Origin of the sequence: Kribbella koreensis (assembly GCF_039525325.1) — a bacterium.
GTDB classification, from domain to species: domain Bacteria; phylum Actinomycetota; class Actinomycetes; order Propionibacteriales; family Kribbellaceae; genus Kribbella; species Kribbella koreensis.
Genome location: NZ_BAAAHK010000013.1, coordinates 826,316 through 840,436 on the forward strand (window position 1 = coordinate 826,316; position 14,121 = coordinate 840,436).

Sequence of the window (14,121 nt, forward strand, 5' to 3'; positions counted from 1 at the left end):
ACGCCGAGCTGTCGAACGACGGCCTACTGCTTAGTGGCGGGCTCCTGGCCGGGGCGGCGGCAACGGACGCAGCACCTCGTCCGTCGGCGAGCCGGCCAGGAGCCCGCTCGTGAGATCGATCATATGTTCGAATCTCCTGCGAATGCAAGTCAAGGGCGGGCGACCCGCCGGCAGGAGTACGCGACGGCGTCCCGGCCGATCCGGGTGACGATCAGGGTGGCGCTCGCCGCGCCCTTGGGGGCCAGCTTCTTGCGCAGGACGGCCGGGTCGAAATCCACGCCGCGCTTCTTGATCTCCAGCGTCCCGATGCCCTGTGTGCGCACCCAGGACCGCAGCGCCTTCTCCTTGTAGGGCAGCTCCTCGACCACCTCGTACGCCGATGCCAGCGGCGTCGCCACCAAGCTATCGGCGCTCACATAGGCGATCCGCGGATCAAGCAGCCACCCGTCGACGGCTTCGGCCACTGCGGTGACCAGACCGGCCCTGACGACGGCTCCGTCGGGCTCATAGATGTACTGGCCGACCGGAGCGCTGTCGACCTCCGGTGCGGACGTCACTGTCGCTCCACTGGGGAGGAGGGTCGCACGGCGCGTAGTACCGGCGTAGAGCTTGCCGGACCAAAGCGCTGCCTCTTTGACCTCGCCTGCGTCGCTGACCCACTCAGCCTCGACGCCGTCCGGGACGGCCTCGTGCGGGATGCCCGGGGCGACCTTCACGCAGGCAGTGCCCGCCAGTAGATCGGTAATGAAGGACCACGGCGGCGAATAGGCGTTGTGGTCGAACACCCGCTTCCCGTCCGCCCGCCGTGCCGGATCAGCAAACACCACCTCGTACTGCGAACAGTCCTGCGCCTCTGCATCACCCACCAGAACCTGGCCGGGCAACTCCAGGGCGGCAAGGTTCGCCTGAGCCGCTGCAGCCGTCGCGGGATCCCGCTCGACACCGGTGACTCGCAACCCGGCCCGTGCCGCGCTGATCAGGTCGCCCCCGATCCCACAGCCGAGGTCGACCACAGTTGCTCCCGGAAGCGTCGCACCGATGCGAGCGGCCCGGTGCACCCCGACCGTCGTGCGCGTGGCCTGCTCCAGGCCGTCCGGGGTGAAGTACATGCGTGCTGCATCCTCGGCACCGAACTTGGCCACCGCCCGATGCCGCAGAGAAGCCTGCGTGACAGCAGCGGTGACCACAGCAACGTCGTACCGGCGTCTGAGCTTCTCGACCAGGCGTAGTTCGCCTCCTGGCGTGAAGCCGGCGCAGGCCTCGGCTAGTACTTCAGCTCCGGCCGGCGCCAGCAACAGCGAGATCGAGTCAGGTGTCACCCGGCACAGTCTGCCCCGCCGCTCAGAGCGGGCTTGCGCAGGTGTTGCTCCAGGCGTGCTTCTGCAGCGAGTACATCCGCCAGTTCATCGCAGACCTGGTCTTCGGGCCGTAGATGCCGTCGGCGGTGATCTTGTGCTTGCGCTGGACCTTCAGCACCGCCGCGCGGGTCTTGCTGCCGTACTTGCCGTCGACGGTGAGCTTGCTGCCGTAGCAGAAGTTCAGGTCCCGCTGCAGGGCCTTGATCGCCGACGCGGGATCGCCGACGTAGTCCGGGCCGTAGCGCCGCGGGTTGTCGCCGTACTTCAGGTTGCAGTTGGTGGAGGTGTCCTCCCAGCCGCCCGGCACCTGCACGGCCCAGCCCTTGCCGACCGGCTTCATCAGCGCGGACAGACACTGCTCCAGCCCCTTGACCCTGACCGGTGCGGCATCGGCCGTCGTGGTCGCGACCACTGCGCCGCTGATGGCCATCACGGCCGTCGCGCCGACAGTGACTGCGGTACGTAGAAATCCCATGGTGTGCCCCTCGAGTATCCGATCCCCCCTCCGGGATCGCTTGCTCGTTGAGACTGCGCCGGCTGCCCTTTTGTTCGTTGCAGTTGGTTGCAGGAAGTTGCAGCGGGTCAGAGCGGGCTGGAGCAGTTCTTGCTCCACGTGTTGGTCTTGGTGGCGTACAGGCGCCAGTTCATCGCCGAGCGGGTCTTGGGACCGTAGATGCCGTCGACGGCCAGCTTGTGGCGCCTCTGGACGGCCTTGATCACTCCACGGGTGTTGCTGCCGTAGATGCCGTCCACTGTGAGCCTGTAGCCGTAGCAGTAGTTCAGGTTGCGCTGAAGGACCCGGATGGCGGTGTCCGGGTCGCCTCTGTGGTTCGAGCCCCGGAACGGGTCGTCGCCGTACATCAGGTTGCAGGTGGTGCTCGGGCTGTTCCACAGCGACGGCATCGGAATGCCCCAGCCGGTCTTGCCGATCGGTACGACCCGGGCATACAGGCACTGCGGGGTCGCGGCGGCCGCCTGGGCCGCGGCTGTCCGGTCAGCGGTCTCTGCGGCCGCGTCCTTGGCCTTGAGCTGTACTGCGGGCGCGGCGCCGCCAGGGGCCGCGTTGCCGGGGTGGCCGGAGGAGGAGTCGTGCGCGCCTTTGGCCGCGAGGCCGGCGACCGCGAACGGGCTGATCACCAGCAGTGCGATCACCACCGTCTTGCGGGTGGTCAGCTTCGGCAGTGACGGGAGGTGGAGCGCCATGGTTCTCTCCTCGGGCGGTCGGTCCCGGGGCGGCCGGGATCCCTACAGAGACGACGGTCCCACGAGCGGGCGGGGTTCGCCCAGCCCTTGATGGCAGAAAGCGTCGAGGCGGACACGGGCGGTACCTGCGTTCGCCGGTGGCGAGAATCTGGCACTCGAGTTGACCGAGTGCTAATCGCGGCCTAGATTCTTTATTGGCACTCTCCACTCGAGGGTGCCAGCGGCCCGGCCTCTGATCCCCGCGACGGCAGAGGTGGAACGGCCGCTCGCAGCACCCCTTGAACACACAAGAACTCGACCGTGGAGGTCAGCAAGTGTCGGTCACGATCAAGCCGCTCGAGGACCGTATCCTCGTTGCGCCGCTCGAAGCCGAGCAGACCACGAAGTCCGGCCTGGTGATCCCGGACACCGCCAAGGAGAAGCCGCAGGAGGGCGAGATCCTCGCCGTCGGCCCCGGCCGCATCGACGACAACGGCAACCGCGTCCCGCTGGACGTCAGCGTCGGCGACAAGGTCATCTACTCCAAGTACGGCGGCACCGAGGTCAAGTACGACGGCCAGGACTACCTGATCCTGGGCGCCCGCGACATCCTCGCAGTCGTCACCAAGTGACGATCGCTCGTTCCTGACCGACACCGCTCCGGCGCCGACTCGGCTCCGGAGCGGAGTCGTTCGGGTCGCGGGCATCATTGTTGAAACTCAGAGAGGGACTTGTTTTTTATGCCGAAGATCCTCGAGTTCGACGAGAACGCGCGGCGCGCGCTGGAGCGTGGCGTCGACAAGCTCGCGAACACGGTGAAGGTGACGCTGGGGCCCAAGGGCCGCTACGTCGTGCTGGACAAGAAGTGGGGCGCCCCGACCATCACCAACGACGGTGTCACCGTCGCGCGTGAGGTCGAGCTGGACGACCCGTTCGAGAACCTCGGTGCGCAGCTGGCCAAAGAGGTTGCCACCAAGACCAACGATGTCGCCGGTGACGGAACCACCACCGCGACCGTCCTGGCGCAGGCGCTGGTGCACGAGGGCCTGCGCGCCGTCGCCGCCGGCGTCAACCCGATGGGCCTGAAGAAGGGCATCGAGGCCGCCGTCGAGGCCGTCTCGAAGAAGCTGATCGAGACCGCCCGTCCGGTCGACGACAAGGGCGACATGGCCCACGTCGCCACCATCTCCGCCCGTGACGCCGAGATCGGTTCGCTGATCGCGGAGGCGTTCGACAAGGTCGGCAAGGACGGCGTCATCACCGTCGAGGAGTCGAACACGTTCGGCACCGAGCTGGACTTCACCGAGGGCATGCAGTTCGACAAGGGCTACATCTCGCCCTACTTCATCACCGACGCCGAGGGTGGCGAAGCGGTGCTGGACGACCCGTACATCCTGATCAACCAGGGCAAGATCTCCGCGGTGTCGGACCTGCTGCCGTTGCTGGAGAAGGTCGTCCAGTCCGGTAAGACGCTGCTGATCATCGCCGAGGACGTCGACGGCGAGGCGCTGTCGACCCTGGTCGTGAACAAGATCCGCGGCAACTTCACCTCCGTCGCCGTCAAGGCGCCGGGCTTCGGTGACCGCCGCAAGGCGATGCTCGAGGACCTGGCTGCCCTCACCGGCGCCCAGGTGATCGCGCCCGAGGTCGGCCTCAAGCTGGACCAGGTCGGTCTCGAGGTGCTCGGCACCGCCCGCCGGATCGTCGTCACCAAGGACAACACCACTGTTGTCGAGGGTGCCGGCAAGTCCGACGAGATCGAGTCCCGGGTCAACCAGATCAAGGCCGAGATCGAGCGCACCGACTCCGACTGGGACCGCGAGAAGCTGCAGGAGCGGCTGGCCAAGCTGGCCGGCGGCGTCTGCGTGATCAAGGTCGGCGCGGCCACCGAGGTCGAGCTGAAGGAGAAGAAGCACCGGATCGAGGACGCGGTGTCCGCGACCCGTGCGGCCATCGAGGAGGGCATCGTCGCCGGTGGCGGTTCTGCTCTCGTCCACGCCGCCGCGGTGCTCGACGAGGGTCTGGGCCTGGAGGGCGACGAGCTCGCCGGTGTCCGGATCGTCCGCAAGGCGGTCGTCGAGCCGCTGCGCTGGATCGCCGAGAACGGTGGCTACGAGGGCTACGTCGTGACCGCCAAGGTCGCGGAGCTCGAGGTCGGCAGCGGCTTCAACGCCGCCACCGGTGAGTACGGCGACCTGCTCGCCCAGGGTGTCCTGGACCCGGTCAAGGTGACGCGTTCCGCGCTCGCCAACGCCGGCTCCATCGCCGCTCTGCTGCTCACCACGGAGACGCTGATCGTCGACAAGCCCGAAGAAGAAGAGCCCGCCGCAGCCGGTCACGGCCACGGTCACGGTCACTGACCTCTTCGTACTTGGCACCACCAGAACTGCCCGGCCGGTCCTCGGACCAGCCGGGCAGTTCTTTGTCTGGGTGCCCCTGGGCGTGGCTACCGTCTGGGGTGTGAAGTACTGCTGCGAGTACGCCTACGGCTGCCCTGAGCGGGTGGCGGTGGTCTGTTATGTCCACGGAGGTGAGGACCCGTGCTGCCTCGACGAAGGGGCGCACGAGTGTCTGGAGGACATGTACGGCAGCGAGGACGGGCTGATGCTCGGGGACGGGTTCGTCTGCCTGCGGTGCGGGAACTACGAGATGGTCGGGCTGGCGCATGGCCCGGCCACGGAGCCCGGGTTTCCGCGCAAGCAGGGATTGCCCAGGGAGCACTGGCTGGAGGTGCCGGCTGAGGTCGCGCCGGTCGTGTTCTCGGTCGAGGAGGTCTTCGACCTGGACTCGCGGGGTGGGTTGCTGGTCGCAGGACAGCTCGTCACGGGCAAAGTCGCGGCGGGGTCGGTACTGCGGACCGCCGACGGCCAGGCGGTCAAAGTGCTCGGGCTGGAGCTCACCGGGGTGGGTGGCGGACGGTTCACGCTGCTGGTCGAGCGGAGCGGCGTACCGGCGCTGGCGGCGGGGGCCGTGCTGACCTCGTAGCGGCGATCACTGTTCGTGATGAAAAAAGCTCGGTTCTCACCTATTGCCACTAGGCAAAGGGGGGCCGGCGTCGTATTCTCTTGCAGGCTGGTCAGTCCGTGAACTAGGGGGGCGAGGGGTGACCGAGGTCCAAGTGCCGCACACCCAGGATCGCGTTGAACTTCGTGATCTCGCCGCTTTGGCGAGTGCAGGCGACCGGAATGCCCTGAACGACCTGCTCACCCGGGTCCGGGCCGTTGCTCACCGCTACGTGCGGTCACGGCTGTGGACATACCCCGGTGGCGCCGACATGGTCGATGACGTCGCTCAGGAAGTGTGTGTCGCGGTGTTCGGCGCGTTGGGCCGGTACCGGGACGAGGGGAGGCCGTTCGAGGCCTTCGTGTACGGCATCGCAGCCCGTAAGGTGGCCGATGCGCAGCGTGCGTTCGCGGTGGCGGACTTGTCGACGCCGGATCTTCCGGACGGAGCGGACGAGTCGCCGACGCCGGAGGAGCACGCGGTCAGACATTCAGAGGTCCAGCACATCGTGGGGCTGCTGGACAGATTGCCGGAGAAGCTGCGGGAGATCCTGCGGCTCCGGGTGGTAGCGGGGATGTCAGCCGAGGAGACCGGCCGGGCACTGGGGATGACACCGGGGGCGGTGAGGGTCGCACAACATCGGGCGTTGAACACGCTCAGGGGGTTTGTGGGGCATGAAGCAAAGGCGCAACGAGAGGCAGGGGAGGAGTGACCATGGCTGACCGTTTCGATCTAGACGCGATTGAGGCCGATGACGCACTGCTCGACCTGCTCGCAGCCGGTGGGGAGTCCGCCTGGCAGGCGGGCGAGCACGACCCGGCCCTGATGCTGCTGGCCGATCTGCGGCTGGCGGTCGAGGTCGAGGGCGAGCTCCCGGTGGAGTCGATCGACGATCCGGAGAGCTTCCTGGCGCGCTGTGCCGCCTTGAACCCGGTCACCGACCCGTTCGCCCGGAAGCTGGCCGCGCGCGGCCTGGCGCTGGGTGTCGCCGCGGTCGCGGCGCTGTCGGTGTCGGGTGTGGCGGCGGCCGTGACGGGCAACCCGCTCTCGCCGTACGAGAAGGTGATCGAGAAGATCGCCGACGGGCTGCGGCCCGAGACCAGCCTGCCGAAGGAGCAACTCGACGGGCTGCCCGCCTTCGACAAGACGAAGATCGTCAAGGTCGGCAAGGACTTCCGCGCCCACCAGGAACAGCGCAACGACGGCCAGCAGACGGCCTCCGCCACCGACACCGACGATTCGACCAACGCGCCGGCCCAGTCCGTCGCACTGCCGAAGCCGCCGTTCCTGGTGCAGCCGGTGGTCGACAAGACGTCGCCGATCGAGACGACGCCGGCCGCGCCGCCCCCGCCGGTGGACCCGAAGCCGGCCGACCCGGAGCCGACGGACGCCAACCCGCCCGCGCCGGTGGACCCGCAGCCGAGCCAGCCGACGACGACCGAGCCGACGCCGCAGCCGACCGACGGCCCGACGACGACCGAGCCGACGCCGCAGCCCACAGACGGCCCGACCACGACCGAGCCGACGGAACCGCCGGTCACGACGCCGCCGACCACGCCGGCTCCAGGGCCGGGCGACAACGGCTCGACCGGCAACCCGGGAGACACCCCGCCGCAGGGCCCGGGAGACACCCCGAGCGCTCCGGTCACGAGTGAGCCGCCGATCACGCTGCCGAACACCGGTCCCGGCGAGACGAGCACGGGTACCGACACCGAGGACCCCGGGACTCCGCCTGCCGGCGACAACGGTGGGGACAACCAGACGCCGCCGGGTGGCCAGACGGGTGACTCGAAGCCCGACGTGCCCGCAGGCGACCAGCCCGTCAAGGATCTGCCCCTCCCGGACCTGCCCATCGTCCCGGTCGGCGACCAGAGCGGGGAAGTGAAGGGCGACCCGATCTCCGAGGTCGTCGAGAACGTGCTGCCGGTGGCGCTGTCGACTCGGACCGCTGCGCCGGCCGAGGAGCCGGCCCGGCTGCCGCAGTACGTCGGCAAGGGGTTCACCGGCCACGGGAAGCACTCCAGCGGCAAGCCTGCGCTGGGCTACGCCAAGTCGGAGTACGCCAAGGGCAAGCACTCCACCGGTCACTACGCCGAGGGCAGGCACGCCGCGTTCACCCGGGCCCACGGCTCGATGGCGCCAGTCACCATCCGCCAGATCCTCGGCGTCCTCAACACCCCGATGTCCGACCGCTGACCGCAAAGTGGTCCCCCGCGATGGGGACCACGCGGTCGGCTGTAGAGGACCGATTCGGGACGGTGGGCAGGGGCGGCTTACGATGGGAGCCCGTTCTCGCCGTGCAAAGGTGCTTGCCTTCCTCATGGACATCACACCCGCTGGAGTTCCCGACAAGTTCGCCGTGCTCGGACTGACGTTCGACGACGTGCTACTGCAACCGAACGAGTCCGACGTGATCCCGTCGGAGGCCGTCACCAAGTCGCGGGTCAGCCGCAACATCGAGGTGAACATCCCGCTGGTCTCCAGCGCGATGGACACCGTGACCGAGGCGCGGATGGCGATCGCGATGGCCCGCCAGGGCGGTCTCGGCGTGCTGCACCGCAACAACTCGATCGAGGACCAGGCTCAGCAGGTCGACCTGGTCAAGCGTTCCGAGTCCGGCATGATCGCCCAGCCGATCACCATCGGCCCGGACGCCACGATCGGCGAGGCCGACGCGCTCTGCGGTCAGTACCGGATCTCCGGCGTGCCGGTGGTCGACAACGCCGGCGTCCTGGTCGGCATCGTCACCAACCGTGACATGCGCTTCGAGAACGATCCGTCCCGGCCGATCCACGAGGTGATGACCCGCCAGCCGCTCGTCACCGGCCCGCAGGGCATCAGCGCCGACGACGCGATCAAGCTGCTCAGCCAGCACAAGATCGAGAAGCTGCCGCTGGTCGACGAGTCCGGCAAGCTGACCGGCCTGATCACGCTGAAGGACTTCGTCAAGCGCGACCAGTTCCCGCTGTCCACCAAGGACTCCGGCGGCCGCCTGGTCGTCGGCGCCGCGATCGGCTTCTTCGGTGAGGCCTGGAAGCGCGGCATGACGCTGATCGAGGCCGGCGTCGACGTGCTGGTGGTCGACACCGCGCACGGTCACTCGCAGGCCCAGCTCGACATCATTCGCAAGCTCAAGGCCGACCCGGCCACCCGCGGCGTCGACATCATCGGCGGCAACGTCGGCACCCGGGCCGGCGCCCAGGCGCTGGTCGACGCGGGCGCGGACGGCGTCAAGGTCGGCGTCGGACCGGGCTCGATCTGCACCACCCGGGTCGTCTCCGGCGTCGGCGTCCCGCAGGTCACCGCGATCTACGAGGCGTCGCTGGCCTGCAAGCCGGCCGGCGTCCCGGTGATCGGCGACGGCGGCCTGCAGTACTCCGGTGACATCGCCAAGGCACTCGTCGCCGGCGCGGACACCGTCATGCTCGGCTCGCTGCTGGCCGGCTGCGAGGAGTCGCCCGGCGACCTCGTCTTCATCAACGGCAAGCAGTTCAAGGCGTACCGGGGGATGGGCTCGCTCGGCGCGATGCAGTCGTCCGGCGGTCTGCGCAAGTCCTACTCCAAGGACCGGTACTTCCAAAGCGACGTCGGCAGCGACGAGAAGCTGATCGCCGAGGGCGTCGAGGGCCAGGTCCCGTACCGCGGCCCGCTGTCCGCCGTCGCCCACCAGTTGATCGGCGGCCTGCGCCAGTCCATGTGGTACTGCGGCTCCCGCACCGTCCCCGAGCTGCAGGAGAAGGGCCAGTTCGTCCGGATCACCTCGGCCGGCCTGCAGGAGTCCCACCCGCACGACATCCAGATGACGGTCGAGGCGCCGAACTACTCCGGCCGCTGAGCTCCGCCAACACCGAAGGATTCAGATGACCGAGATCGAGATCGGCCGGGCCAAGCGCGGCCGGCAGGCCTACGCGTTCGACCACATCGCGATCGTGCCGTCGCGGCGGACGCGGGACCCCGAGGAGGTCTCGGTCGCCTGGCAGATCGACGCGTACCGGTTCGAGCTGCCGATCCTGGCGGCGCCGATGGACTCGGTGATGTCGCCGGCCACCGCGATCGCGATCGGCAAGGCCGGCGGGCTCGGGGTGCTCAACCTCGAAGGTCTCTGGACCCGGTACGACGACCCGACCTCGCTGCTGGAGGAGATCACCAGCATCAGCAAGGACCAGGCCACCACCCGGTTGCAGGAGATCTACTCGGCGCCGATCAAGCCCGAGCTGATCTCCCAGCGGGTGCAGGAGATCCGCGACTCCGGGGTGACCGTGGCCGGTGCGCTGTCGCCGCAGCGGACCAAGCAGTTCGCCAAGCACGTCGTGGACGCGGGTGTCGACCTGTTCGTCATCCGCGGTACGACGGTGTCGGCCGAGCACGTCTCGGGTCAGGCGGAGCCGCTCAACCTCAAGCAGTTCATCTACGACCTCGACGTACCGGTCATCGTCGGTGGGTGTGCAACGCATCAGGCCGCGCTGCACCTGATGCGGACGGGCGCTGCCGGCGTACTGGTCGGCTTCGGTGGCGGTGCTGCGCACACGACGCGCAAGGTGCTCGGTGTGGCGGTGCCGATGGCGTCGGCGGTCGCGGATGTCGCGGCGGCCCGGCGGGACTACATGGACGAGTCCGGCGGCCGGTACGTACACGTCATCGCCGACGGCTCGGTCGGTCGCTCCGGCGACCTCGCCAAGGCGATCGCTTGTGGCGCCGACGCGGTCATGGTCGGCTCCCCGCTGGCCCGCGCGAGCGATGCCCCCGGTGGCGGCTTCCACTGGGGTGCCGAGGCCTGGCACGCAGACCTGCCCCGCGGCGAGCGCGTCGAGGTCGGCGTCAGCGGCACGATGGAGCAGATCCTCTTCGGCCCGTCATTCGTCCCGGACGGCACGATGAACCTCGTCGGCGCCCTCAAGCGCGCGATGGCCACCACCGGTTACACGGAGCTCAAGGAGTTCCAGCGGGTCGAGGTCGTCGTCGGGTGACCACCGGGGTCCTGCTCCTGCATGGCTCGAGCGGGCAACCGGGTGCCGATCGCATCCGGATCCTGGAGGCAGCGGGGTACGACGTCGTCGCGCCCCGCTGGTTCGACGGGCCGATCAGCGAGATCCCGCTGGAGTCCTTCCCCTTGGACGAGCTGGCCGCCCGCAACGACCGGCTCGTCGTGATGGGCATGTCGTACGGCTCCTTGGCAGCGTTGCTGCTGGCCAGCTTCGACGAGCGCATCGACGCCGTCGTCGCGATCGCTCCGAGCGCACACGTGTGGGCCTGGATCGGGGACGGCGAGCAGACGTCGATGTTCAGCCAGCAGGGTCAGCCGCTGCCGTTCGTACCGTTCGACCTGGACTGGCAGCCGGCCGACGATCCGCCGAGCTACCTCGGGCTCTATCGCCAGTCGTTGGAGCGGTACGCCGAGCAGGCCGACGCGGCACAGATCCCGATCGAGCGGTTCAAGGGCGACCTGCTGCTGCTCGCCGGTGGTGACGACCAGACCTGGCCGTCGGCGCAGTTCGCGGAGCAGCTCGCCGCCCGACGAGGCAGCCTGCCCACCCGAGTGCTCATCTCCAGCGCGGCCGGACACCGGGTGGTGTTTCCCGGCGAGGAGGTCAAGACGAGCGGACAGCGGATGGCTCGCGGCGGGAGCGAGGAGGCCGATCGGGCCTTCGGCGGCCTGGCCTGGCCAGTTGTCGATCGGGTGCTGTCGGGGACGCGCTGAGACGACCCCGCTTTGCTGAGTCTGCAAGGATTGGGGCATGGGACTGTTCAGCAGCCGCCGTACCGAGGTTGACAATGTCGTGCTGGCCGAGGCTCGTGGCCGGCTCACGTCGGAGGATGTCGATCAGATTCGTTTCCTTCTGACGACGAAGAAGACGGTCTTCGCGGTCAAGTACGTGATGGACCGGACCGGCATCCAGATGAAGCACGCGAAGGACATCGTCGAGGACATCCGGCTCGGCCGGTACGTCCCACCGGTGACCGACACGCCGGTACTACGGAGGCCGGGCAACAACCTGGCCGAGCGCACCCGTGCCTTGAAGGCGGCCGGCGAGCTGCACCAGGCGACCGCCCTGGTGGTCAGCGAGACCGGCATGACCGAGCTGGAGGCCGGCCTCTTCGTCGGCGCCCTCCGCGCCGAGAACCACTCGACCCAGGACTCCTGAAGTTCAGCCCTTCACGTAAGAGAGCTTCTCCGCGACCTTGCCGTCGCGCAGCCGCATCACGTCGACGCCGCGCACATGGCCGCGCTCGCCGTCGTCGCCTGAAGCCCACGAGAACTTCCACCGGACGATCGCCCGGTCACCGCGCACGACCCATTCCTCGGTCTCGAAGAGCGGATCCGGCGTCTCCGCGAACAGCTTGCGCCACTGCTCCCGTACCGCCTCCGCGCCCTCGTACCGAGCCCCGTCGGGCGCCGGCGAGGTCGACTCGAAGACGCAATCGTCCGTCATCTGCGCCATGATCGCGTCAACATCACCTGCCCCGAAAGCCGCACCGAGCAACGCGACCGCCGTATGACCAGGCGTCCAGGCAGGATCGCGACCGAAAGCGCCGATCAGCGAATCCGAGGCGCTGGAGAACCCGTCGACCCGCGCCCCGATCGCACCCCCACCGCGATAGAGCTCCTCCCGGTCCTTGAACCACGCCGACACCGCCTCGACCACCTCAGGATCGAGCTGAGCCGTTCCACCGATCGCGACGGCCAGATCCCACCCATGCACCAGATGGTCGGCCGCCAGCTGATACGCGTACTCCGCGGCCGACTCCTCGCCGTACGAGAGCTGCACGGTCGCATCGCGCGGGATGCCCTCGGCCAGCGCGTCCTGGGCCGCGCGGGCCGCTTGATCCGCAGCCGCGGCCGGGTCGTCGCCGAGCAGGTCACCGTCGAGCGACGAGCCGACTTCCGAGATCGTCCGGCCGGCCATCAGCGGTACCGTCCAGCGCTCCTCGCCGACGACATGGTTGACCAGCTCGCGCACATCCCAGTCCGGGCACGGGGTCGGAGCGCCCCACTGATCCGCCCGCACCGCAGCCACTTGCCGGACGAATTCCGCGACCGCCCGGCGATGAAGTTCCACAACGTCCATGACAACCTCCCCCAAGCGTCAGAGTGCGCCTGGGGGACAACCAGGTCAATGGTTACAGCTGGGCGGCCGCCTCGTGCGCGTGCTGCGAAGCGGTGAAGTCACCCTTCGCGGCCAGCAGGTCACCGTGGTGGCGCAGGCAGTCGCCGGCCAGGATCTTCATCTCGAGATCCGTCATCGTGAACGGGATCAGTGCGGTCGCCACCTCGGCGCTCCAGCCGGCCAGGTCGAGCGCCATCTCGGTCTGGCCGCTCGCGTGGTACGCCCCGGAGATGTCGAGCAGCACCTTCGCCCAGACCGGCGCATAGGTGCTCGTCTCGTAGCGCATCCGCTGCGACTCACGCTCCGACGAGATCGCGAAGAGGTAGTGCGCCTCCAGCCCGAGCGTCAGCGCCGTCTCGGCGTCGTGCGCGAGCAACGGACGGACCAGCTCGGCGAGCTCGGTGGCCCGTACCGCGGCCGACTCCGGATCGGTCCGGCCGGACACCGTCGCCAGCGTCATCCCCGGCGCGGGCTGGCTCAGGGCGAGGAGTCGGTGGTACTGCTCGTACGGACCGAGCTTGATCTCTGCCGTCTCCAGCGCGGTCGTCAATGACGGCGGTACGCCGCGCTCGAGCTCCTCGGTGACGAGCGCGGCCGTCGTCGGGTCGGTCGCGAACGCGGTCCGCACGCAGTTCTCGCCTTCGAGCACCCGGCCGGCGATGGCGAGGTGCTTGCCCTTGCGGGTCAGGGCGGAGACGAGGGTGCGCAGGTCCGTCGCCGACTCCGAATCGGCCAGGGTGTCCGCGGTGCTCAGCCCGATCTCGTCGGCCTCCAGCGCGAGGTCCAGCCGACCCTCAGCGGCATGGATGTCGGCCGAGACGGCTGCCGCCGAACAGAGGTAGCGCGCGTATGACAGGGACTGCGAGCTCGCGTTGATCTGATCGGCCAGTTGCAGGAACAACTGGGTCGCCGCGTCGGCGGATGCGACAGCGAGGTCGGGATCGCCGTACCGGCGCAGCACGAGCGCGTTCATCGCGAGCACCCGGGCGAAGTCCGGTTGGTGCAGGAGGCCGTCGGGACCGCCGACCAGCTGGCCGTACGCGATCACCGCGCCGTCCATCTCCAGTACCGCGGTCGCTCCGTACCCGCGATGCGCCTGCGTCATCGCGCGTCGCGCACGCACGTCGGCGAGGAACGAGGTGCAGTCGAGTACGTCGGCGTCGCTCAGCTCCGTGTAGCCCAGCTGGGCCTCGTGCAGAGCGGCAAGCGCTTCCTCGTGCCGGCCCGAGGCGTTCAGCGACCCGGCCAGCTCGTACTGCGTCGCCGCCATCAGATGCTTGGCCTCGTAGTGATCCGGGCGATCCCCGGCGCGCTCCCTGGCCAGCTCGATGACGCGTTGCTGGTACGGCCCGGCCTCGTCGGCGCGACCCTCCTCGATCAGCACCTGGGCCGTCTGCAGAGCCTCACCGAGCTCGTCCTCAGGGGGCGTCCAGAGCCCCCCGCTGTCCACCATCTTTACGTTCCACCCCTTC

At 68.9% G+C, this 14,121-nt stretch carries 14 protein-coding genes; 9 read left to right on the forward strand and 5 right to left on the reverse strand.

What is annotated here, in order from left to right; genetic code table 11:
• Nucleotides 1-149: 149 nt before the first annotated feature.
• From ABD116_RS28300 to ABD116_RS28310, 3 genes are all read right to left on the reverse strand, one after another.
• On the reverse strand, nucleotides 150-1,319 hold the full coding sequence (locus tag ABD116_RS28300) for a class I SAM-dependent methyltransferase (RefSeq protein WP_343976704.1): 1,170 nt from the start codon (nucleotides 1,317-1,319) through the stop codon (nucleotides 150-152).
• Between the two features lie 22 nt (nucleotides 1,320-1,341).
• Entirely contained in the window at nucleotides 1,342-1,833 is a 492-nt protein-coding gene (locus tag ABD116_RS28305) for a peptidoglycan-binding domain-containing protein (protein WP_343976707.1), read from the reverse strand.
• Between the two features lie 107 nt (nucleotides 1,834-1,940).
• Nucleotides 1,941-2,561 (reverse strand): peptidoglycan-binding domain-containing protein, encoded by a 621-nt coding sequence (locus ABD116_RS28310; RefSeq protein ID WP_343976710.1) that lies wholly within the window; start codon nucleotides 2,559-2,561, stop codon nucleotides 1,941-1,943.
• Nucleotides 2,562-2,875: 314 nt separating this feature from the next.
• Here ABD116_RS28310 and groES point away from each other — a divergent pair, with 314 nt between their 5' ends.
• The 9 genes from groES (at nucleotide 2,876) to ABD116_RS28355 (ending at nucleotide 11,686) form a co-directional block, all read left to right on the forward strand.
• Nucleotides 2,876-3,172 (forward strand): co-chaperone GroES, encoded by a 297-nt coding sequence (gene groES / locus ABD116_RS28315; protein ID WP_328329211.1) that lies wholly within the window; start codon nucleotides 2,876-2,878, stop codon nucleotides 3,170-3,172.
• Nucleotides 3,173-3,280: 108 nt separating this feature from the next.
• Nucleotides 3,281-4,900: a chaperonin GroEL gene (gene groL / locus ABD116_RS28320; protein ID WP_343976716.1), complete on the forward strand. Its 1,620-nt coding sequence runs from the start codon at nucleotides 3,281-3,283 to the stop codon at nucleotides 4,898-4,900.
• A gap of 82 nt (nucleotides 4,901-4,982) precedes the next feature.
• Nucleotides 4,983-5,525: a hypothetical protein gene (locus ABD116_RS28325; protein ID WP_343976719.1), complete on the forward strand. Its 543-nt coding sequence runs from the start codon at nucleotides 4,983-4,985 to the stop codon at nucleotides 5,523-5,525.
• Between the two features lie 133 nt (nucleotides 5,526-5,658).
• Nucleotides 5,659-6,255 carry an RNA polymerase sigma factor ShbA gene (shbA, locus tag ABD116_RS28330; protein WP_343976862.1) on the forward strand — a complete coding sequence of 199 codons (597 nt, stop codon included), beginning with the start codon at nucleotides 5,659-5,661 and terminating at the stop codon, nucleotides 6,253-6,255.
• A gap of 2 nt (nucleotides 6,256-6,257) precedes the next feature.
• Nucleotides 6,258-7,739 carry a hypothetical protein gene (locus ABD116_RS28335; protein WP_343976722.1) on the forward strand — a complete coding sequence of 494 codons (1,482 nt, stop codon included), beginning with the start codon at nucleotides 6,258-6,260 and terminating at the stop codon, nucleotides 7,737-7,739.
• 124 nt (nucleotides 7,740-7,863) lie between these two features.
• Nucleotides 7,864-9,378 (forward strand): IMP dehydrogenase, encoded by a 1,515-nt coding sequence (gene guaB / locus ABD116_RS28340; protein WP_343976725.1) that lies wholly within the window; start codon nucleotides 7,864-7,866, stop codon nucleotides 9,376-9,378.
• Nucleotides 9,379-9,403: 25 nt separating this feature from the next.
• Nucleotides 9,404-10,510 (forward strand): GuaB3 family IMP dehydrogenase-related protein, encoded by a 1,107-nt coding sequence (locus tag ABD116_RS28345; protein ID WP_343976728.1) that lies wholly within the window; start codon nucleotides 9,404-9,406, stop codon nucleotides 10,508-10,510.
• On the forward strand, nucleotides 10,507-11,241 hold the full coding sequence (locus tag ABD116_RS28350; protein ID WP_343976731.1) for an alpha/beta fold hydrolase: 735 nt from the start codon (nucleotides 10,507-10,509) through the stop codon (nucleotides 11,239-11,241). Before ABD116_RS28345 ends, ABD116_RS28350 begins: the two co-directional genes overlap by 4 nt.
• 37 nt (nucleotides 11,242-11,278) lie before the next feature.
• Nucleotides 11,279-11,686 (forward strand): hypothetical protein, encoded by a 408-nt coding sequence (locus ABD116_RS28355; protein ID WP_343976734.1) that lies wholly within the window; start codon nucleotides 11,279-11,281, stop codon nucleotides 11,684-11,686.
• 3 nt (nucleotides 11,687-11,689) lie between these two features.
• Here ABD116_RS28355 and ABD116_RS28360 read toward each other — a convergent pair whose 3' ends face one another.
• Entirely contained in the window at nucleotides 11,690-12,610 is a 921-nt protein-coding gene (locus tag ABD116_RS28360) for a TIGR03086 family metal-binding protein (protein ID WP_343976737.1), read from the reverse strand.
• A 52-nt stretch (nucleotides 12,611-12,662) separates the two neighbouring features.
• Nucleotides 12,663-14,102, reverse strand: a complete 1,440-nt coding sequence (locus ABD116_RS28365) for a tetratricopeptide repeat protein (RefSeq protein ID WP_343976740.1) — start codon at nucleotides 14,100-14,102, stop codon at nucleotides 12,663-12,665.
• Between the last annotated feature and the right edge of the window lie 19 nt (nucleotides 14,103-14,121).